Source organism: Galactobacter caseinivorans (assembly GCF_003640665.1).
GTDB classification, from domain to species: Bacteria; Actinomycetota; Actinomycetes; order Actinomycetales; family Micrococcaceae; genus Galactobacter; species Galactobacter caseinivorans.
In genome coordinates, this window is record NZ_QQXL01000002.1 from 110,958 (window position 1) to 130,008 (window position 19,051).

The following is a 19,051-nucleotide window of genomic DNA, read 5'->3' on the forward strand; positions in this document are numbered from 1 at the left end:
ACCGAACAATCCACCGACCAGCCCACCGAACAGCCCAACGAAAGGCCCATCATGCGCACCTCATCCCTTCGCCGACTCCGAGAGGCGTCCAGCTCCGCGACTCAAGGTCTCTCCGCGTGCCTCGCACTCGTCATGCTCCGCCTCACCCGGCGCCTACAGCTGCGCTCGGAACGCGGAGACGTACCGGGGTGGGTCATGGTCACCCTGATGTCCGCCTTGCTCGTTGCCGCGGTCTACGCCGTGGCCGGAGACGCGCTCGTTGACATGTTCGACAACGCGATCAAGAAGGTCGGCGGGATGGACAAGTAATGAACCACCCGCCCGCTCGGCTCACGCGCACGGCCCGCAGGGTCGCGCCCGCGGACGAACGGGGCTCCGCCGTCGCTGAGTTTGTCTTCATCACGGCGCTCCTGATGATGCTCTTCCTCGGCACGCTGCAGCTGGCCGGATTCCTGCACGCCAGAAACATGGCGCATGATGCAGCCGTTCACGGGGCCCGCTACGCCGCGCTCGCCGACCGAAGCGGGGAGGACGGCCAGCGGCGTGCCGAAGAACTCCTCACCGGCTCCCTCGGAAAGTCGGCCCTGGCGGGAGTGACGGTGCGTGAGACTCCGACGACCGGCGAAGCAGATGGATCAAGCCGGATCCAACTCGAGGTAGAGGTCCGGGTGCCGCTCTTCGCCATCTTTTACGGCCCCCTGAGCTACACCGCGCAGGCCACCGCCACGAGGTATTCATGATCCGCGCGACGCGGTGCCGGGGCCGCGGCGAAGAGGGCTCCGTGCTGGTGGAGTTCGTGGGACTCGCCGTGTTGTTGATGGTGCCGTTGGTGTACCTGTTGATCACCTTGGCCTCCCTGCAATCCGCCTCGCTGGCCTCGGTGACGCTCTCCGAGGATGTGGCGCGCATCCATGCCTCCGCCCCGGACAGGGCGACGGGGGAGCGCCGCGCTCAGCGTGCGGTGCAGGAAACGGCGGAGGGGTACGCGCTCCCCACGGACTCGATCCGGGTGGATCTCGGGTGCTCGCCCGGTTGCTCTGAACCCGGCGCAAGGGTCACAGCCACGGTGCACGTCAGCGTGGGGTTGCCGCTGATGCCGGCGGGCAGCACCACAGTGGCGCAGGTGCGCTCCAGCAGCACCAGCCTGACCCCGAGGTACGGCTGAGATGGGTCGCCGCGACGGCAGCATCTGGGGTGGGGTCAGGGGCCGGTTGCGCGCCAGGGACAAGGATCGTGGACGGATCACCATCCTGGTGTTGGGGCTGCTGGTGATTCTGATCGGCGTGGTGGCGGTGACGGCCTCGGCCAGCTATGTCACCACCTCCCACCGCAAGTTGCTGGGGCTGACAGACTCCGCCGCAGAGTCCGCCGCCGGGAGCTTCACGGTCGCGGCCGCCGGAGAACAGGAGCATCCTCCGCGCGGGCGGGGCGGCCCACAGACCGAGACCGCAGGCGCGCTGGTGGTCACCCCGGCCGCCGCCCGCGCCGCGGTGGAGGATTACCTTCGCCAGGTCGGAGCGGAGCAACAGTTCCCCGGCCTCACCATCCGCTCAGTGTCGGTAGCGGACGACGGCGTGACGGTGCAGGTCACGCTGGGCGCCCGCGTGGACGTGCCTCTGACGGGTGGCGCCTTGGCGCCCGCGCTCAACGTCCAGGCCGAGTCCAACGCGCGTGCGGGGCTGAGCCGTTAGGAGATGTGGCCTAGACTGGCTCCACTATGGCTTCTACTGATTTTGGCGCTGAGATCCGCGCATTGCGCTCCACCCTGGCAGACATCGAGTCGGTTTCCGACGTCGCGGGGATCAAGGCTGACATCGAACGCCTCTCCGAAGAGGCGGGTGTTCCCAACCTCTGGGACAACCCGGACGCGGCCCAGAAGGTCACCTCCGCGCTGTCCCACAAGCAGTCCGAGCTGGAGCGCATCGTCAACCTCGGTGGTCGTATTGACGACCTGGAGGTCCTGGTGGAGATGGCAGGCGAGGAAAGCGACGCTGACACGCTCGCGGAGGCCGAATCAGAGCTGGTCGCCATCAGCAAGACGCTCTCCGAGCTGGAGGTCGTCACGCTGCTCAACGGCGAATACGACTCCCGCGAGGCAGTCATCACCATCCGCTCCGGCGCCGGCGGCGTGGACGCAGCGGACTTCGCCGAGATGCTCATGCGCATGTACCTGCGCTACGCCGAGCGCCGCGGCTGGAAGACCAAGGTGGGAGACACCTCCTACGCGGAAGAGGCTGGCCTCAAGTCCGCCACGTTCGAGATCAACGAGCCCTACGCCTTTGGCACCATGTCCGTGGAGGCGGGCACACACCGCCTGGTGCGCATCAGCCCCTTTGACAACCAGGGGCGCCGCCAGACCTCCTTCGCCGCGGTTGAGGTGATCCCGCTCATTGAGACCACGGATCACATCGACATCCCGGATAACGAGCTGCGCGTGGACGTGTTCCGCTCCTCCGGCCCCGGCGGTCAGTCAGTGAACACGACCGACTCCGCCGTGCGCCTGACCCACATCCCCACCGGGATTGTGGTGTCCATGCAGAACGAGAAGTCCCAGATTCAGAACCGCGCCGCCGCCATGCGCGTGATGCAGTCCCGCCTGCTGCTGCTCAAGAAGGAGCAGGAGAACGCGGAGAAGAAGGCCCTGGCAGGGGACGTGAAGGCATCGTGGGGAGACCAGATGCGCTCCTACGTGCTGCACCCGTACCAAATGGTCAAGGACCTGCGCACCAACCACGAGGTCGGCAACGCCGGTTCCGTGCTGGACGGGGACATTGACGGCTTTGTGGACGCAGGGATCCGCTGGCGCGCCACCGCACGCCACGACGCTTAAGGCCCCACCCTGGGAGCGACCTGCCAGCATGGTCGGAGCGCTCCGGTAATCCACCCGTGGTAGGACATTTCGCCGTAACCTGAAGGAGTGCCCCCCAACGGGCACTCCGGTTGCGGTGGGCAGCCGGGAACGCCCTGTCCAAGAGGAGCCTTCATGCGTCCACGTCTAGCAACTGCGACGCTCTGCGCGTTGGCCGCCGTCTCCACGGCGACCCTCAGTGGCTGTGGGCTCGACGCAACGGGGTCCGGCCCTGAGGCCAACCTTCAGGGCACCAGCAATTCCTCCTCCGCTGCGGTGAACAAGCCCACTAGCGGCTCGGCCGGCGCCACACCGAGCGCCTCTGCGAAGCCCTCCTCGCAGCCGTCCAGCCAGAGCGCCACTCCCAGCACCTCAGGGGCCCCCGTGACATCAGAATCTGCTCAGCCGGTCCCCACCGCCTCCGCCATCCCCGGCGACTCCGTGGGACCGCTCGCCCCTCAGAAGGAAACCGGCCAGCCGGGCAACGGCACCCTCAAGAAGCCCACCACCAACCAGGCCGCAGCGCCCTCTGAGAACGCGGTGGACCCGGAGTACATGAGCGGCACGTCGGCGGCCGTGGATTGCCCCGGGGGAAGCGCCACCGTCAGCCAGGCTCACGCCGTGGTGTCCCTGACGGAGGACTGCTCCCGTCTGGTGGTCTCCGGCAACGGCGCGGTGGTCCATACAGGCGCAGTGGAGCACATCGTTGTGACGGGAGATAGCGTCACGGTCACCGCAGGCGATGCAGGCAAGGTGGAGTTTCGCGGCACCGGCGGCGTTGTCCTGTACGGGGGAGAGCTACCCACCCGCGTGGACAACGGCAAGAACAACATGATGGTGCCCACGAGCGCCATGGAGTGAACCCCTCCGGTTCGCCCACCCACACCACGCACCGCCAGTTGAGGGAGTGAATTGTTGAGCCCGTCCGCCTTCGCGAGGCCAGTCGCGGTCGCCGCGGCGCTCGCACTCGTTGCGGCTTCGCTGTCCGGCTGCACGGTTGATGAGGAGGCCCCGGCCGTGTCCTCCGGATCGCCGACCGCCTCCGCGCCGTCTTCCTCACAGCGCACCGCGGCGGCAGGAGACTTGGCCGGCCAGGCCATGGAGCAGGCCGGGATCCTGGCCGCATCCAAGAGCACCACGGTGGATTGTTCGAGTGGAGCGGCTCAGGTGAGTCAGGACGGCGCAGTGGTGCGCATTAAGGGCGAGTGCAACAAGCTCACCGTGAGCGCCATAGGCGCCCTGGTCATCGCGGACTCGATCGGTTCCCTTGACGTCACGGGCACCGGCGTCGCCGTGGCAGCGGGCTCGCTGAAGCGGCTCACCATCAGCGGCACCGGCACCATGATCTCCTACGCCGGGACGCCGCCCGCCGTGGAAGATCGAGGCTCCGGCTCCGCAGTGTCCTCAGATCCGCTCACGGACTGAGGCCGGCGGTCCCACTGCCAACCTGTGGCCACAGGCGAACAGCGACCGGCTGCCCGCGACGGCGGGATCACAGGTAGACCATCACCCGGTCCTTTTCGATCGCGGCCGCGTAGCGCTCCAAGGGGCGCGGCGCCGGGCCGGACACCACGGAGCCGTCCTTGGCGCTGAAGGTGGATGAGTGGCAGTCACAGAAGAACTGCGTGTTCTCTGACGTGCCGACCTGGCACCCGGCGTGCGTGCAGACCGCCGAGTACGCCAGCACCGTGGTCTCGTCCTGGCGGTAGAGCAGCACATTGGCCTTATTGATGCTCACGGCCGCCTCCGCGCCCACGGCCAGCTCCGACGCCGCGAGCACGTCATGCCCCGTGCCGGACGCCGAGTCTGGGGCGGCAGGGGCCTGCTCCGGCGCGGCGGGGGCGGCGCATGCGGCCAGGCCCAACGCGGCGCCGGCAACCACGGTGCCGCCAAGCAGGGTCTGCCCCAGCATCTGGCGCCGGCTGCGACAACAGGAGCCGGCCTCCGTCACGGGCCTCGATGCGGCGGCAGAGGCAGAGGCAGAGGCAGGGGAAGAGGTCTCGGTGTGGCTCATTCCGTCATCTTTCCACCTCGGCGCTGTGATTGCGCTGAGCATGATGCGGAAACTCGGTGCGGATGTTGGGTTGGGTAAAACGGATTCTTTGCACGGCAGTCACACGGCAGTCACACGGCAGCCGCCCGGCACGTGCCAGCGCCGTTGTGCTGCCCAAGATCCCGCAGACGCCGACGGCGGCCGCCTGAGTCAGGCGACCGCCGCTGGGCAGTGTGTTCCGAGTGTTCCCGGACGGTGAGGATCAGCCGTGGAAGCGGCGACCGTTCACGCGCTCCGAGGCGCCCTCTGCGTCCAGGTACGGCGTGAGCCCGCCGATGAACATGGGGAAGCCCGCGCCCAGGATCATGCAGAGGTCAATGTCCTCTGGCCCGGCAACAACGCCCTCATCCAGCATGAGCTGAGCCTCCAACGCCAACGCATCCTGCGTGCGGCGCAACAGCTCCGGGCCCGTGAGGGGGCTGTCCCCGAAGCTCATGACGTCCATGGTGGACTGCGGGATGGAGACGGAGCCGTCCTCAGCCTTGACCCAGAGCGAGGTGATCTTGTGATCAATCAGGCTCTGGATGTTGGTGGAGAGCGGGAAGCGATCCGGGAAGGCGTGGTGCAGCGTCCCGGACACGTGCTGGGCCACCGGCAGGCCCACCATCGCGGCCAGCGTGAACGGCGACATGGGCAGGCCCATGGGACGCAACGCGGTATCCGCGACCTCCGCCGGCGTGCCGGCGTCGAACGCCGCCTGGACCTCGCCCATGAGGCGCAGCAGTAGGCGGTTGACCACAAAGGCCGGAGCATCCTTGACCAGAACCGCGGTCTTGCGCAGGCCCTTGGCCGTCACGAACGCGGTGGAGAGCACCTCATCCGTGGTGGAGGGGCCACGCACAATCTCCACCAGCGGCATGTGCGCCACCGGGTTGAAGAAGTGGAAGCCCACCAGACGCTCGGGGTGCTTCAGGTCAGCGGCCATCTCCGTGACGGAGAGCGAGGAGGTGTTGGTGGCCAGGATGCACTCGGGGGAGACAATGGCCTCCACCTCGGCAAACACGGCCTTCTTGACGCCAATCTCCTCAAAGACCGCCTCAATGACCCAGTCGGCGTCCGCGTAGACGGACTTGTCCACGCTGCCCGTGATGAGTGCCTTGGTGCGGTTGGCGGCGTCCTGGCTGAGCTTGCCGCGGGAGAGCTGCTTCTCAATCTCAGAGTGGGCGTGGGACACACCCTTGTCCACGCGCGCCTGGTCCATGTCCGTCATGACCACGGGAACCTTGAGCTTCTGGGCAAAGACGAGCGCCAACTGGGCGGCCATGAGGCCGGCACCCACCACGCCCACCTTGGTGACCGGGCGGGCCAGCTTCTTATCCGGCGCGCCTGCGGGGCGCTTGCCGCGCTTCTGCACCAGGTCAAGGAACGCGTAGACCGTGTGGTGGAACTGCGGCGTGCCCATCAGCTCGGTGAGCGCCTCCACCTCCAAAGCGGCGCCCTCCGGCTGGGAGAGCGTGCGGTTGGCCTCAAAGACGTCCAACACGCGCAGCGGGGCAGGGGCGGCTCCGGAGGTCTTGGCCTCCACCAGCGCGCGGGCCTTGGCAGTTGCCTTGGCCCAGCGCTGGGCCACCGCCTCATCCAGCGGATCCACAGCAAAGGGACGCTTGACCTCCACCGTGCCCTGGAGCACCTTGTCCGCCCAGAGCAGGGACTGCTCCAGGAAGTCGGCGGGCTCAAAGAGGGCATCGGCGCCGCCAAACTTGGCCAGGGTGGCGCCGTTCAGCGAGCGATTGTTGCTCAGCGGGTTCTCGATCATGACCGTCAGCGCGGCCTCGGGACCCACCAAGCGCGGCAGGCGGTAGACGCCGCCCCAGCCCGGGACCAGGCCGATGAAGGCCTCCGGCAGGCCCAGCCCGTTGGCACCCGTGGAGACGGTGCGGTAGGTGCAGGCCAGGGTGACCTCAAGGCCACCGCCCAGCGCCACGCCATTGATGAAGGAGAACGTGGGCACGCCCAGGTCTGCGAGCTGGTCGTAGACGGCGTGGCCAAGGCGGGCCATGTCGCGGCCCTGCTCCGGCTCTCGCAGCGAGGACACGGCGGACAGGTCCGCGCCGGCCGCAAAGACGTAGTCGGACCCGGTGACGCCAAGCGCCTGGATCTGGCCGGACGCGGCGCGGGCGCCCTGCTCGGCGATGGCGCGGCCAAACTCAATCATGGTCGCCGGGCCCAGGGTGGCCGGGCGGGTGTGATCATGCCCGTTGTCCAGGGTGATCAGCGCCAGGACCTGGCCGGAAGGCAGCTTGATGTCCTGCACGAACGAGTGCGTGACGACCTCGTCCGGGAGGATGTGAGTGAGGGACTCAAAGCGGGCAAACGCGTCGTTCATCTCAAGCGTCCTTTCCGTAGTTGGCGTGGTGCGGGTTTTCCCAGATGACGGTTGCGCCCATGCCGAGGCCAATGCACATGGTCGTGAGGCCATAGCGCACCTCCGGCTGACGCTCAAACTGGTGGGCCAGCTGGTTCATGAGGCGGATGCCGGAGGAGGCCAGGGGGTGACCCATGGCAATGGCTCCGCCGTACTGGTTCACGCGGGAGTCATCCTCGGCAATGCCGAAGTGATCCAGGAAGGCCAGGACCTGCACGGCGAAGGCCTCGTTGACCTCAAAGAGATCGATGTCCTCGATGCTTAGGCCGGCCTGCTTCAGCGCCTTCTCCGTGGCCGGAACCGGGCCAATGCCCATGACCTGCGGCTCCACACCCGCGTAGGCGAAGGAGACCATGCGCATGCGCACGGGCAGGCCCAACTCCTCGGCGGCGTCGGAGGAGGCCAGCAGGGCCGCCGTCGCGCCGTCGTTCAGGCCTGAAGCGTTACCAGCCGTGACGCGCCCGTGAGCGCGGAACGGGGTGCGCAGGGACGCCAGGTCCTCCAGGGAGGTGCCCGGACGCAGGGACTCGTCGGTGCCCTGCAGTGCAAAGCCGCCGTCCTTGACGCGAGCGGCGACCTCTACCAGGTTGTCCTGGATGTCACCGCGTTCGTACGCTGCGCTGGCCTTGGCCTGGCTGGCCACGGCGTAGCGATCGGCGCGGTCCTTGGTGATGGCCGGGTAGCGATCATGCAGGTTCTCCGCGGTGTTGCCCATGTTCAGCGCGGCGGGATCCACCAGGCGCTCGGAGACAAAACGGGGGTTGGGGTCCACATTGGAGCCCATCGGGTGATGGCCCATGTGCTCCACGCCGCCGGCCACGACCACGTCCGCCGCGCCAAACGCGATGGCGCCGGCCAGGCTGGTGACTGCGGTCATGGCGCCTGCGCACATGCGATCCACGGCGTAGCCGGGAACGGTGTTGGGCAGGCCGGCCAGCAGGGCCACGGTGCGGCCAAGGGTCAGGCCCTGGTCGCCGGTCTGGCTCGTGGCGGCAATCGCGACGTCGTCGATGCGTGCCGGGTCAAGGCCCGGGTTGCGGCGCAGCAACTCGCGCACCGTCTTCACGGAGAGATCATCCGCGCGGACGGAGGCAAACATGCCCTTGTCGCCGGCCTTGCCGAACGGGGTACGGACCCCGTCAACAAATACGACGTCGCGGACCGCGCGATTGCGGTGGGTAGTGGGTTCTGGCGACACAATGCCTCCCAGGAGGTGATAGAGGGTTCCCGACCAGCATGTCAGGAAAGGTGATCCTCGACATACGCTACTCACCGGTAACACTTCGGTGCAAGCCGGACGCGCCCTGAGCGTAAAAGCCCCCGTTCGCGGAGGCGAACGGGGGCAAAAACGGGGGCAAAAACGGGGGCAAAAAAGGGAGCTCAGGGTGCCCGAAAGTGCGAGCCGTGCTGGCCGCGGAAAGCTGGCGCTACCTCCGCGGCTGCTCGGGCGCTTCTTCCGCCACTACTTCCGCAGCTGATCCGGGTCAAGGAAGGCCACGGTGAGCACGGCGGCCGTGCGCTCCACCTGCCAGGTGCGTGCTCCCAGGCGGTAGAGCTCCTGGCTCATCCCGCTCAGGTCCACGGTCTGCGGCGGTCGCCAGCAGATCTGCTTGAGGATGGCCGGCGTGATCAGGTTCTCGCTCGGCATGCCCAGCTTCTCTGCCTCCCTGGCCACGCGATCCTTGGCGGTTTGATAGCGGGCGGCGGCCTCCGGGTGGCGCTCCGCCCACGCGCGCGGCGGCGGCGGGGTGTCGCTCTTGACGTGCAACAGCGGCAGGTCCTCTGTGGTGCGGGCGCGCTGCAACGCCGCCAGCCACCTGGGGGCCTCCTTGGACGCAAAACGCCCCACAAACCCTGAGGTGGCGATGAGCTGGGGCACTGTGCGGGGCATGGCACGGGCGGCGGCAATGAGAGCTGTGTCTGGCAAGAGGCGGCCAGGGGCGCGGTCCTTGGCCTCCGCCAGGTGCTCGCGCTCCATCCACAACTCCCGCACCGCGGCCAGCTGGGCCGGCTTGCGCAGCTGGTGCAGGCCGTGGGTGCGCCGCCACCGATCCTTCTTGGGGGCCGGGTCAGGCGCCGTGCGCTCCGCCTCAAACTCCTGGCGGGCAATCTCTTCCTTGCCCTGGCCGCGCAGCAGGGCGCCCATCAGCTCACGCAGCGGGATCAGCACCTCCACGTCAAGAGCGGCGTAGTTGAGCCACGGCTGGGGAAGGGGGCGGGTGGACCAGTCGGCGGCCGAGTGTTCCTTGGCCAGCTTGAGCCCCATCATGGTCTCCACGACCGGCCCGAGACCCACGCGAGGCAGGCCGGCCAGCCGGGCGGCCAGCTCCGTATCGAAGAGCGCATCGGGGCTCATCCCCACCTCGTGGAGGCACGGAAGGTCCTGGTGCGCGGCATGCAGAATCCACTCCACCCCGCGCAGCGCCTCGTTGATGTCCGCGAGGTCTTCAAAGGCCTCCGGATCAATCAGGATGGTGCCGGAGCCCTCGCGGCGCAACTGCACCAGGAACGCGCGCTGACCGTAGCGGAACCCGGAGGCCCGTTCGGCGTCAACGGCCACCGGACCGGTGCCTGCAACGAGGGCCCGGACGGCACCCTCCAGCGCGGTGGGCGTGTCAATGACGGGAGGGACGCCGTCTGAGGGGGCGGTGAGCGGGTGCAGTTGCTCCGGGTCGCGTTCAGGGATGAGGCCTGAGGCAAGGTCCGAAGGATCGAGGGGGAGAGCGGTCATGATGACCCGATTCTAGCCGCGATGGCGCGGCCTACGTGAGCCGGACGCGGGGGAGGGGGATCACGCCCTCCGGGAGCGGCGGCAGTCCGGCGAAGGAGGCCACCATGTCCACCCAGGCCTCCAGGTGGCTGGTGACGTTGGGATGCAGCGGGGTCCAGGAGGCGCGCAGCTCAATATCGATGCGCTCCTCGCTGCCAGCCATGGACCCAAAGTTCTCCCCGAGCACGCGGGTGGCGGTGCCCCCGGCCATGGTGTGCGGCGCGTGGTGATCACGCAGCGCGTCCACCAGCCAGGTCCAGGCCACGGAGCCGAGCATTTGGTCGTTGCCCATCTGCGGATCCAGCTGGGCCCGTAGGAAGGTCACGATGCGGAAGGATCCGCCCCAGACGGGCTGCTCCTGCGGGTCATACAGCAAGATGAAGCGGCCGGTGGCCAGTTCCTCTTCTTCCTGGCCGGCCAGGACGGAGCCGCTCACGTCCGCGGAGAGTGCCACGGCGAAGGGGGCCAGTCGGGTGGGGGCCGGGATCTCTTCCAGGGTGACCTCGGAGCGCAGCGCGGCCCGGCGCAGGGAATCAAGCGCCGTTTCGAAGTCCCGGGGGAGGCCCACCCCCTGCCGTGTTACCGTCACGCTCCCAGAGTAGGGTCGCTGGTCGACGCCGCGTGGGAACCACGCCGTTCCGGCTCACTGTGCCTGGCTGAGGAGCCGCGCCGCGGCCAGGAGATCCGTCACGGCGGAGCCGGGCGTATCAAAGGCGCACATGAGCCGCGCGGGGGCGGCGGGGGTGCCCGCGCCGTGGAAGGTGAACTGCTGGCGCAGTGGCTCAAGCATGGCCTGAGGCAGGGAGACAAAGACCGCGTTGGATTGCACTGGCTGGGCCAGTTCCACGCCGTCCAGTTGCTGCAGCTCCTGGCCAAGGCGTGCGGCCAGCCGGTTGGCGTGGGCCGCGTTGTTGCGCCACAGTTCTGAGCCATAGAGCGCGATGAGCTGGGCGGAGACGAAGCGCAGCTTGGAGACCAGCTGCAGGCTCCCCTTGCGCAGCAGCGGCACGGCGTTGGCACCGGCCTCCGTGAAGGTCACAACCGCCTCCGCGAGCATGGCCCCATTTTTGGTGCCGCCCAGGCTCAGCACGTCCACCCCAGCGCCAGACGTGAGCTGGCCAAGGCCAACCCCCAGGTGTTCCGCGGCGTGCACCAGACGGGAGCCGTCCACGTGCAGCGCCATGCCATGAGCATGCGCGGCCTTGGCCAGGGCCGCGGTCTCCTGTGGCGTGTAGGCGGTGCCGAGCTCAGTGACATTGGAGATGGACACCGTGGTGACTTGGGCATGGTGCTGATTGCCCAGGTCCTGGGCCGCGGCGTGGATCTGCTCCGGTCGCAGCTTGCCGTCCGGGGACGGCACGCTCACAATCTTGAGGCCGGCGCTGCGCTCCGGGGCGCCCGCCTCGTCCAGGTTGATATGGGCGCAGTGCGGAGTGAGGACCGCGCCCCAGCGTGGGGTCACCGCCTGCAGCGCCAAGACGTTGGCGCCGGTGCCGTTGAGCACGGGAAACGCCGTGACGCCTGGCCCAAAGTGTGAGCGGAGCACCTGTTGGAGCTGCTCCGTGTAAGGGTCTTCGCCGTAGGAGTCCACGTGGCCGCCGTTCGCGGAGGCAATGGCCGCCAGAACCTCCGGGTGGATCCCCGCGAGGTTATCGGAGGCAAAGGTGTGGCGATTCACGGGGTGCAAGGGGTTCACGCACTCATCGTAAAGCGGTGGGTGCGACGTTGTGGCGCCGACGGAGGCACACAGGCGACCAGCCGCCGTCGAGCAGTAAACAACGATGTTGCTACACATACCCCCAGCGTTCAGGATCAAATGAGAGGATGACGCTATGCCCAAGCGCTCGAATTCCCAGCCCGAGACCGCCCGCCGACGTGGACTTGGACCCACCGCCTGGACCTTCCTTGGTCTGGGCATCGGTGCCGCCGCCGGATCAGCCGTAGCCGGCGTGATTGGCGGCCTTGCCACGCTCTTTGCCCGCGAGGTGGTGACCCCGGCCAAGGAGCCCCTGGAAGACATCGACATCCTCGCCGTGATCCAGACGGCGCACGGGCTTGAGGTGGTGCTCCCGGTCACCGAGGAGAGCGTCAAGCCCGGCACTTACTCCCTCTGGTTCGACGGCGACCGCGGCCATGCGCGCCTGGGTGAGGTGACCAAGCGCGGGGTGGATGGAACGCTCCAGCGCAGCATCATCACCGTGGACAAGGGCGAGCTGTCCAAGGCCAAGCGCGGCCGCATCGGTGGCAGCGTGTACCTGCTCCCCTCAGATGTGGGACTTGAATACCAGGACGTGGAGGTTCCGGTCTCCGCAGGCAAGGCCCCGGCCTGGCTCATTCCAGGGACCACCCGCCAGGACACGTGGGCCATCATGGTGCATGGTCGCGGAACGCGGCGCCTGGAAACCCTCCGCGCCCTCCCGACCGCTCACGCCGCCGGCATGACCTCCCTGATCGTTAGCTACCGCAACGACGGCGAGGCCCCGGATGTGAACAACGGCCGCTACGGGCTTGGCACCACCGAATGGCGAGACATTGACTCCGCCATGGCCTACGCGATTGAGCACGGCGCGCGGGACATTGTGCTCTTTGGCTGGTCCATGGGCGGCTCCATCACCTTGCAGGTGGCGGACCGCTCCCAGCACCGCACGCGCATCCAGGCTCTGGTCCTAGACGGCCCGGCGGTGAACTGGTTTGACATCCTTGATCACCAGGCCAAGCTCAACAAGATCCCCTACGTCTCCGGGCGCTTGGGCACCTGGCTGCTCTCCCACCCGTTCGGCAAGCGCATCACCGGGCTCACCGCGCCGCTAGACCTGCGCGCCCTGGATTGGGTGGCCCGCGCGGAGGAGTTGCGCGTCCCCACGCTGATCCTGCATTCCGAGGACGACGACTTTGTGCCGTTTGCCTCCTCCGCCGCGTTGGCCGCAAAGAACCCGCGCGTGGTGGAGCTGGTCCGCTTCCGCACGGCCGGGCACGTTCGCGAGTGGAACGTTGATCCCACGCGCTGGGAAGACACCGTGGCGAACTGGCTTGAGTCCGTGTTCACCGCCCCCGTACCCGGCATGGTCCCGGCCGCCAAGTAGGGCCGGTTCAGCCCAGCAGCGTGTCCCACTGGGGCATGACCAGGCGTCGCGGCTCTTCTAAGAGATACCGCGAGCCGAACCAGTCGAACTCCAGTGCGGCCATGAGTTCCGTGTCGATGAGCGCGCGCCCCACCCGTTGGGGCGCGCCGCCGTCCTCCGGCGCATTCACGAGCACCTCAAAACGCGTTCTGGAGATGCGCGTGATGGACGCGGGGGTACCAGAATTGCTTGGCCCGCCCCAGATGGGCAGGTGCAGCGGGTTGGCCATGGCCAGGGGAGGGAATCCCGCCGGGTAGGCCCGGTCGCTCTCCTCATGCACACGCCCCGGCCCCTCCTGGATGCGCAGCACACGCGTGGCCGGGGTGTATCGCATGGAGAAGCCGCCATCCACGCTCTGGCAGGCCGCGCTGGCGCCATCCACCCACATCTCCAGCCGGTAGTGCGCGCTCTCCCCGTCCTGCCCCACATGCCGCACGCTCGCGGTGAAGGGGTGGCGGGTGCGCTCGTCCTTCAGCCCAGCAATAAACCGGATCAGAGCCACAGGATCCATGCCCGACGCCGCGTGGTCACGCGCCGCCGCCGCCGGCGCGTTCATGGGCGCACCGCCAGTTCGGCGACGGTGGCGTGGGTGAGGCGGGCCAGGTCTGCCCCGCCCAATTCCACGTCAAGCCCGCGGCGCCCGCCGGAGACATAGATGCTTGGCAGGCGCAGGGCGGAGGCGTCCAGGGCCGTGGGGAGCAGCTTCTTTTGTCCCAAGGGGGAGATGCCGCCGGGCACGTAGCCGGTGCGCTGGGCAGCCAGGTGCTTGTCCGCCAGGCTGACCTTCTTCACGCCAAGCGCGATCGCTGCTGCCTTGAGGTCCAGCTTCGCATTCACCGGCACGACGGCCACCGCCAGATCGCGGCCGTTGCCCACGTCAAGCACCAGCGTCTTGAAGACCCGTTCTGCGCTGACGCCCAGCTCGCGTGCCGCCTCCGCGCCAAAGTCCGTCGCGGCGTCGTCGTGCTGGTAGGCGCGCACCGTGTGCGCCGTTCCGGCCTGTTCCAACAGCACCAGTGCCGGGGTTCCCGCGGCTTCCTTGCTCTTCTTACCCATATGGCCAGTGTGCCAGGACGGGGCGTCAGGAACGGGTGCCACGGGGACGAGGGCGGCCCGCACGCTGCGGGCCGCCCTCGGGAAACGAACGCGAGGCTAGGCCCGGACCTCGAGGGCCACGCGCCGTTTGATGCGGCCGAGCATGGCGCTCATGCCGCGCAAGCGCAGGGGACTCACGGCCCGGGTCAGGCCAAGCATGGACGGGAAGTCATCCGGCACGGCGAGCACCTCTGCGGCGCTGAGGCCGTGCAGACCCTCGGTGAGCACGCCCGCAAAGCCGCGGGTGGTGGGGGCCTCACGCGGGGCCGTAATGAACACGCCCACCGTGCGGTCCCCGTCCTGGGCTACCTCCACGGTCAGGAACACGGGGGACTGGCACTCCTCCACCCGCTCCAAGTCGGCATCGGCATAGCGTGCCGGCAACTCGGGAAGGTTGTCAGAGAACTCCAGCAGCAGCTCAAGGCGCTCATTCTCTGGCATGGCGTTGAAGTCCTCGGCGATCTCCGCCAGCTCTGCGGGCAGGCTCATCGGGCGGCCCCTACGGTGCTCAGTTCCCCGGCGTCCGGGCCCACGGCGACCGGCACGCCGACGGAGTTGCCCCACTCCGTCCAGGAGCCGTCATAGTTGCGCACGTTCTCAAAGCCGAGCAGGTGCTGCAACACAAACCAGGTGTGGGAGGAACGCTCACCGATGCGGCAGTACGTCACCACGTCGTCGCCGGCCTTGAGGCCCGCGGCATCCAGGTAGACGGCCTCCAGCTCGGCGCGCGGAAGGAAGGTGCCATCCGCGGCCACGGCCTTGGCCCACGGCACGGAGGCGGCCGTCGGGATGTGGCCCCCACGCAGGGCGCCCTCCTCCGGGTAGTCCGGCATGTGGGTGCGCTCACCCGTGTACTCCGGGGCGGAGCGCACGTCGATGAGCGGGCCCTGGCCCAGGTGGTTCAGGACCTGAGGAAGGAAGGCCCGCAGCGTGCTGTCATCTCGCTCAATCACGGGGTACTCGGTGAGCTGGCGCTGCGGCTTCTGGCGCGTGAGTTCGCGTTCCTCTGCCACCCACTTGTCGCGGCCGCCGTCCATGAGGCGCACGTCCTGATGGCCAAAGAGGGACAGGACCCAGAGCGCGTACGCGGCCCACCAGTTGCTGCGATCGCCGTAGATCACGATGGTGTCCTCGCGGGAGATGCCCTTGGAGGAGAGCAGCGCGGCCAGGCCGGCGCCGTCCACATAGTCGCGGCGCACCGGATCATTGAGTTCCGTGTGCCAGTCCAACTTCACCGCGCCGGGCAGGTGCCCGGTCTCGTAGAGCAGCACGTCCTCATCAGACTCGACGATCACCACGCCGGGGGTCTCAAGATTCTGGGCCACCCACTCGGTGGAGACCAGGCGCTCCGGGTGCGCGTACTGCGTGTAGTCGGGCTGTTCGCTGCTCATCTTGGCTTCTTTCCACGGGGGCGTTCCGCTGTCTGCCGCGGGGTATCAGCCCGCGTGGTGCTTCCCTGTGAGCCTAGTAGCCAGACCCGCGGCGCGCTGTGTGGCGGCACACGTGAGGTCACAGTCCGCGATCGGCGTAAAATCGTCTGGTCCGCCCTCCACCACGCATCAGCGCGATAAAGGAGAACCACGACTCGTGGCTCAGATTCAGCACCTCACCGACATCACCCCGCAGGTCTCCGCCGACCAGCTCCTCGCGGAGATGCATCCCTCGTACCGCTTCGGTGAGGTCTCCTTTGACACCTACATCCCGGACCCCAACCAACCGAGCCAAGCGGCCGCCGTCGAGCGTTTGCGCCGTTTTGCCGGTTCCGTGGGGCAGGGCACCGGGGGCGGCTTCCTTGGCAAGCTTTTTGGCAAGTCAAAGAGCAAGGAACCAGCCGGGCTCTACCTGGACGGCGGCTTTGGTGTGGGCAAGACCCACCTGCTGGCCTCGCTGTGGCACGCCAGCAGCGGCAAGCGCGCCTTTGGCACCTTCGTGGAGTACACCAACCTGGTCGGCGCGCTCTCCTTCCGCAAGGCCGTGGACGTGCTCAAGGGGTACGACCTGGTCTGCATCGACGAGTTTGAGCTGGATGACCCGGGGGACACCGTGCTGATGTCCCGTCTCATGCGTGAACTGGCGGACGCTGGCGTGAAGCTGGCCGCCACCTCAAACACCCTTCCGGGCTCGCTGGGCGAGGGGCGATTCGCCTCGCAGGACTTCAAGCGCGAGATCCAGGTGCTGGCGGATCAGTTTGAGTCAATGCGGATCGACGGCGTTGACTTCCGCCACCGCGGGCTGCCGGACGCGCCGGCACCGCTGCCGGATTCCGAGGTGGACGCCGTGGCGCAGGAGCGCTACCCGGACGCCACCATCGCGATCGATGACTTTGCTGCGCTGATGGACCACCTCTCCAAGGTGCACCCCTCGCGCTACCGGCAGATGCTCAAGGGCACGGACGTGCTGGCGCTGCACAACGTCGAGACCGTCACCAACCAGGCCACGGCGCTGCGCTTTGTGGTGCTCGCGGACCGCCTGTATGACAAGGACGTGCCGATCCTGGCCTCCGGGCTCCCCTTTGATCAGCTCTTCACGGAGGAGATGATGACAGGCGGGTACCTGAAGAAGTATCACCGCGCCGTCTCCCGCCTCACCTCGCTGGTGCGCGAGGGGCAGGGAGTGGCCGAGCGCTGAGCCGGTGGCCCAGGCACGGAGCAAGGGCCCGGTCCCGTCTCACGACGGTACCGGGCCCTTGTTCATCCTTACGACGACGCCGCGAGTGACTCGCTGCGCCGGGGCAAGGGGGAGGGGGAGGTGATCAGGCCTTGGGCTCGCCCGGCTTGTCTTCTCCAGCCATCTTCTCGGTCAGACCGGAAGCGGCGCCTTGCACCTTGTCGACCTTGTCGGCGAACTTGCCGCCAGTCTTGTCGTCAATGAAGTCGCCGGCCTTCTCGATGCCGCCCTTGATGGCCTCCTCGTTCTTCGCAACCAGATCCTGCGCCTGGCCAACGAGTCCCTCGGCCTTGCCCTTAATGCCGTCGATGAAAGACAAAGGCACCTCCTCTCCGCTGGTGGGGTACACGTGACCCCGTTCGGAAACGAGCTTAGGGCAGGCCGGGCCTCTGGTGAAGACCCTGAGCGCCGCGGCGTGCAATGTTTGCTGAGGGCTGACACCGCCGGCAAGGCAGCGCGATCGCCAGCCCCACAACGAAGAAGGGCCCCACTCAATGAGTGGGGCCCTTCACTTTGGAGCGGACAACGGGATTCGAACCCGCGACCTCCACCTTGGCAAGGTGGCGCTCTAGCCAGCTGAGCTATGTCCGCATGTTGCTACTCACACCAAAAACCCGGGGGTTTTCGTGCGCGATACTGGGATCGAACCAGTGACCTCTTCCGTGTCAGGGAAGCGCGCTACCGCTGCGCTAATCGCGCCTAAACATCAGGCTGTGCAATCCTCAAACCACGAGGTGGGGACGGGATTCGAACCCGCGTATACGGCTTTGCAGGCCGCTGCCTCGCCTCTCGGCCACCCCACCATTTCCGTGTAAACACGGTGCCCGGCAAGCCGGGCAGCAAGTGGATTGCGAGCGGACAACGGGATTCGAACCCGCGACCTCCACCTTGGCAAGGTGGCGCTCTAGCCAGCTGAGCTATGTCCGCATGATGGATTGCTGCGCCGTTTCACCGGAGTTACCGGTGTCCCAATCGCTTCGATCCAACGAGTGAAGACTCTAGCCCACGGCGCAGACTTCCTCCAAATCGGTGCCTCCCTCATTGGGGAACGTGGCGATGCCTTGGCGATAGCGGCCGCTTGCGCCGATTGGCGCGGAATCTGCGGGGACACGGCCGGTACAAGATGCGGGGCAGAATCCAGTGGGCAAGGAGCCCGCCAGCGGGGTGTCGGGGCCCCGTGACAGGATGAATCCATGACCCAACCGCAGCTAGCCCACAGCACCGATTTTGGACGGATGTACTCCCGCACCTTGGGCGGGCTGCCAGAGGTCCCCTCCATCACCACAGTGATAGGGCAGGGCAACACGGACCTGAGCGGCTGGGCGGCCCACATGGCCGCCACAGCAGTGGTAGCTGATGACCGGCTCCCGCAGGCCATGGGCCAGCCGGCCCAGCTGCGGGCCATCGCCCGCCAGGCCACCGGTGCGGCTGAACGCTTCCGCGATGACGCGGCGGCGCGGGGGGATCGGGTGCACTCCTACGCGGAGCAGATGGCGCTGCGCACGCTGGGCCGCCCACATGACGTCGCAGGGCACAGGGAGTTGCTCAAGGAGCACGGGGAGGGTGCCTTCGCGGACCGCTTTGACGACTGGTGGGATGGCTACGGGGTGCGCCCGTTGGACCCCGAGGTCACCGTCTGGAACGCCGAGGTGGGGTACGCAGGCACCCTGGACCTGGTCGCGGAGATTGGCGGGCGCGTGTGTCTCATTGACTACAAGACCAAGGGCACCACCAGGGACGGGCGGGTGAAGCCACTGGATCCCAAGGTGGTGATGCAGCTCGCCGCAGGCGTCCAGGCTCAGGAGCGGCTGGTGGATGCGGAGAAGGGCACCTGGGAGGCGTGGCCCTACCCCAAGGACGCCATGCTGCTTGGGGTGGCCTTGGGTGAGACGGAGGTGCTGACGCAACGCGCGGAACCGGCCGTTTTACCTGCCTACTGGCGCCGTTTTTGGGCCCTGCGCCAGGTCTGGGAATCCGGGCATCAGCTGGCCTCGCTTGGGCCGGCCCTGCGGCCCGTGCCACCGCCGGCTGGCTCGTAGCCACCACGCAGCGTTCGCCGTGAGAACCAGCAGCGGCCCGAGTGCTGCCCACGCGCTGGATCTGCCAAGCAGGCCCCGGGCGGCCGCTCACC

The 19,051-nt window shown here is 67.8% G+C and carries 21 protein-coding genes and 4 tRNA genes; 10 read left to right on the plus strand and 15 right to left on the minus strand.

The annotated features are described in order from the left end of the window. Positions 1 to 51: 51 nt before the first annotated feature. The 7 genes from DWQ67_RS04115 to DWQ67_RS04145 all read left to right on the plus strand — a co-directional run bounded on the left by DWQ67_RS04115 (position 52) and on the right by DWQ67_RS04145 (position 4,273). A complete protein-coding gene (locus tag DWQ67_RS04115) occupies positions 52 to 309 on the plus strand; it encodes a hypothetical protein (RefSeq protein WP_121484333.1) in 258 nt (85 codons plus the stop codon). Next, on the plus strand, positions 309 to 740 hold the full coding sequence (locus tag DWQ67_RS04120; protein WP_121484334.1) for a TadE family protein: 432 nt from the start codon (positions 309 to 311) through the stop codon (positions 738 to 740). The genes DWQ67_RS04115 and DWQ67_RS04120 overlap by 1 nt, the downstream gene beginning before the upstream one ends. After that, a complete protein-coding gene (locus DWQ67_RS04125; RefSeq protein ID WP_121484335.1) occupies positions 737 to 1,165 on the plus strand; it encodes a hypothetical protein in 429 nt (142 codons plus the stop codon). Before DWQ67_RS04120 ends, DWQ67_RS04125 begins: the two co-directional genes overlap by 4 nt. 1 nt (position 1,166) lies before the next feature. Then, entirely contained in the window at positions 1,167 to 1,691 is a 525-nt protein-coding gene (locus DWQ67_RS04130; protein WP_121484336.1) for a hypothetical protein, read from the plus strand. A 26-nt stretch (positions 1,692 to 1,717) separates the two neighbouring features. Next, positions 1,718 to 2,830, plus strand: coding sequence for a peptide chain release factor 2 (gene prfB / locus DWQ67_RS04135; protein ID WP_121484337.1), 1,113 nt, complete (start codon positions 1,718 to 1,720; stop codon positions 2,828 to 2,830). 402 nt (positions 2,831 to 3,232) lie between these two features. Beyond that, positions 3,233 to 3,709: a DUF3060 domain-containing protein gene (locus DWQ67_RS04140; RefSeq protein WP_158595362.1), complete on the plus strand. Its 477-nt coding sequence runs from the start codon at positions 3,233 to 3,235 to the stop codon at positions 3,707 to 3,709. Positions 3,710 to 3,763: 54 nt separating this feature from the next. Next, positions 3,764 to 4,273, plus strand: coding sequence for a DUF3060 domain-containing protein (locus DWQ67_RS04145; protein ID WP_147433615.1), 510 nt, complete (start codon positions 3,764 to 3,766; stop codon positions 4,271 to 4,273). A 67-nt stretch (positions 4,274 to 4,340) separates the two neighbouring features. Here the strand turns inward: DWQ67_RS04145 and DWQ67_RS04150 are convergent, their stop codons facing one another. The 6 genes from DWQ67_RS04150 to DWQ67_RS04175 all read right to left on the minus strand — a co-directional run bounded on the left by DWQ67_RS04150 (position 4,341) and on the right by DWQ67_RS04175 (position 11,732). Then, complete coding sequence (locus DWQ67_RS04150) at positions 4,341 to 4,862, minus strand: QcrA and Rieske domain-containing protein (protein WP_158595363.1); 522 nt, start codon at positions 4,860 to 4,862, stop codon at positions 4,341 to 4,343. Between the two features lie 241 nt (positions 4,863 to 5,103). Then, positions 5,104 to 7,227 carry a 3-hydroxyacyl-CoA dehydrogenase NAD-binding domain-containing protein gene (locus tag DWQ67_RS04155; protein WP_121484341.1) on the minus strand — a complete coding sequence of 708 codons (2,124 nt, stop codon included), beginning with the start codon at positions 7,225 to 7,227 and terminating at the stop codon, positions 5,104 to 5,106. 1 nt (position 7,228) lies between these two features. Further along, positions 7,229 to 8,464, minus strand: a complete 1,236-nt coding sequence (locus DWQ67_RS04160) for a thiolase family protein (protein WP_121484342.1) — start codon at positions 8,462 to 8,464, stop codon at positions 7,229 to 7,231. 264 nt (positions 8,465 to 8,728) lie between these two features. Next, positions 8,729 to 9,997, minus strand: coding sequence for an HRDC domain-containing protein (locus DWQ67_RS04165; RefSeq protein ID WP_121484343.1), 1,269 nt, complete (start codon positions 9,995 to 9,997; stop codon positions 8,729 to 8,731). Positions 9,998 to 10,028: 31 nt separating this feature from the next. Continuing rightward, positions 10,029 to 10,625 (minus strand): DUF3000 domain-containing protein, encoded by a 597-nt coding sequence (locus tag DWQ67_RS04170; protein WP_233555900.1) that lies wholly within the window; start codon positions 10,623 to 10,625, stop codon positions 10,029 to 10,031. A 54-nt stretch (positions 10,626 to 10,679) separates the two neighbouring features. Beyond that, on the minus strand, positions 10,680 to 11,732 hold the full coding sequence (locus DWQ67_RS04175) for a threonine aldolase family protein (protein ID WP_233555901.1): 1,053 nt from the start codon (positions 11,730 to 11,732) through the stop codon (positions 10,680 to 10,682). Between the two features lie 136 nt (positions 11,733 to 11,868). Between DWQ67_RS04175 and DWQ67_RS04180 the strand changes: the two genes are divergently transcribed. After that, positions 11,869 to 13,119, plus strand: a complete 1,251-nt coding sequence (locus DWQ67_RS04180) for an alpha/beta hydrolase family protein (RefSeq protein WP_121484346.1) — start codon at positions 11,869 to 11,871, stop codon at positions 13,117 to 13,119. A 7-nt stretch (positions 13,120 to 13,126) separates the two neighbouring features. On the opposite strand, the gene DWQ67_RS04185 is transcribed toward DWQ67_RS04180, so the two are convergent. From DWQ67_RS04185 to DWQ67_RS04200, 4 genes are all read right to left on the minus strand, one after another. Next, entirely contained in the window at positions 13,127 to 13,714 is a 588-nt protein-coding gene (locus tag DWQ67_RS04185) for a hypothetical protein (RefSeq protein WP_121484347.1), read from the minus strand. Then, the gene (gene ybaK, locus DWQ67_RS04190; protein ID WP_121484348.1) at positions 13,711 to 14,214 is read right to left on the minus strand and encodes a Cys-tRNA(Pro) deacylase; all 504 of its coding nucleotides are present in this window, start codon (positions 14,212 to 14,214) and stop codon (positions 13,711 to 13,713) included. Before ybaK ends, DWQ67_RS04185 begins: the two co-directional genes overlap by 4 nt. Positions 14,215 to 14,310: 96 nt before the next feature. Further along, a complete protein-coding gene (locus DWQ67_RS04195) occupies positions 14,311 to 14,742 on the minus strand; it encodes a SufE family protein (protein ID WP_121484349.1) in 432 nt (143 codons plus the stop codon). Then, a complete protein-coding gene (locus DWQ67_RS04200) occupies positions 14,739 to 15,644 on the minus strand; it encodes a sulfurtransferase (protein ID WP_121484350.1) in 906 nt (301 codons plus the stop codon). The genes DWQ67_RS04195 and DWQ67_RS04200 overlap by 4 nt, the downstream gene beginning before the upstream one ends. Before the next feature lie 196 nt (positions 15,645 to 15,840). Between DWQ67_RS04200 and zapE the strand changes: the two genes are divergently transcribed. Continuing rightward, positions 15,841 to 16,881, plus strand: a complete 1,041-nt coding sequence (gene zapE / locus DWQ67_RS04205; RefSeq protein WP_121484351.1) for a cell division protein ZapE — start codon at positions 15,841 to 15,843, stop codon at positions 16,879 to 16,881. 124 nt (positions 16,882 to 17,005) lie between these two features. On the opposite strand, the gene DWQ67_RS04210 is transcribed toward zapE, so the two are convergent. The 5 genes from DWQ67_RS04210 to DWQ67_RS04230 form a co-directional block, all read right to left on the minus strand. Continuing rightward, positions 17,006 to 17,245 carry an antitoxin gene (locus DWQ67_RS04210; RefSeq protein ID WP_121484571.1) on the minus strand — a complete coding sequence of 80 codons (240 nt, stop codon included), beginning with the start codon at positions 17,243 to 17,245 and terminating at the stop codon, positions 17,006 to 17,008. Between the two features lie 189 nt (positions 17,246 to 17,434). Further along, positions 17,435 to 17,511 (minus strand) — tRNA-Gly (locus DWQ67_RS04215). Positions 17,512 to 17,547: 36 nt separating this feature from the next. Then, positions 17,548 to 17,619 (minus strand) — tRNA-Val (locus tag DWQ67_RS04220). A 33-nt stretch (positions 17,620 to 17,652) separates the two neighbouring features. After that, positions 17,653 to 17,723, minus strand: a tRNA-Cys gene (locus DWQ67_RS04225). Positions 17,724 to 17,773: 50 nt separating this feature from the next. Continuing rightward, positions 17,774 to 17,847: transfer RNA gene (locus DWQ67_RS04230), tRNA-Gly, on the minus strand. Positions 17,848 to 18,113: 266 nt separating this feature from the next. Here DWQ67_RS04230 and DWQ67_RS04235 point away from each other — a divergent pair. Next, positions 18,114 to 18,959 (plus strand): cytochrome, encoded by an 846-nt coding sequence (locus DWQ67_RS04235; protein ID WP_121484352.1) that lies wholly within the window; start codon positions 18,114 to 18,116, stop codon positions 18,957 to 18,959. Positions 18,960 to 19,051: the final 92 nt, after the last annotated feature.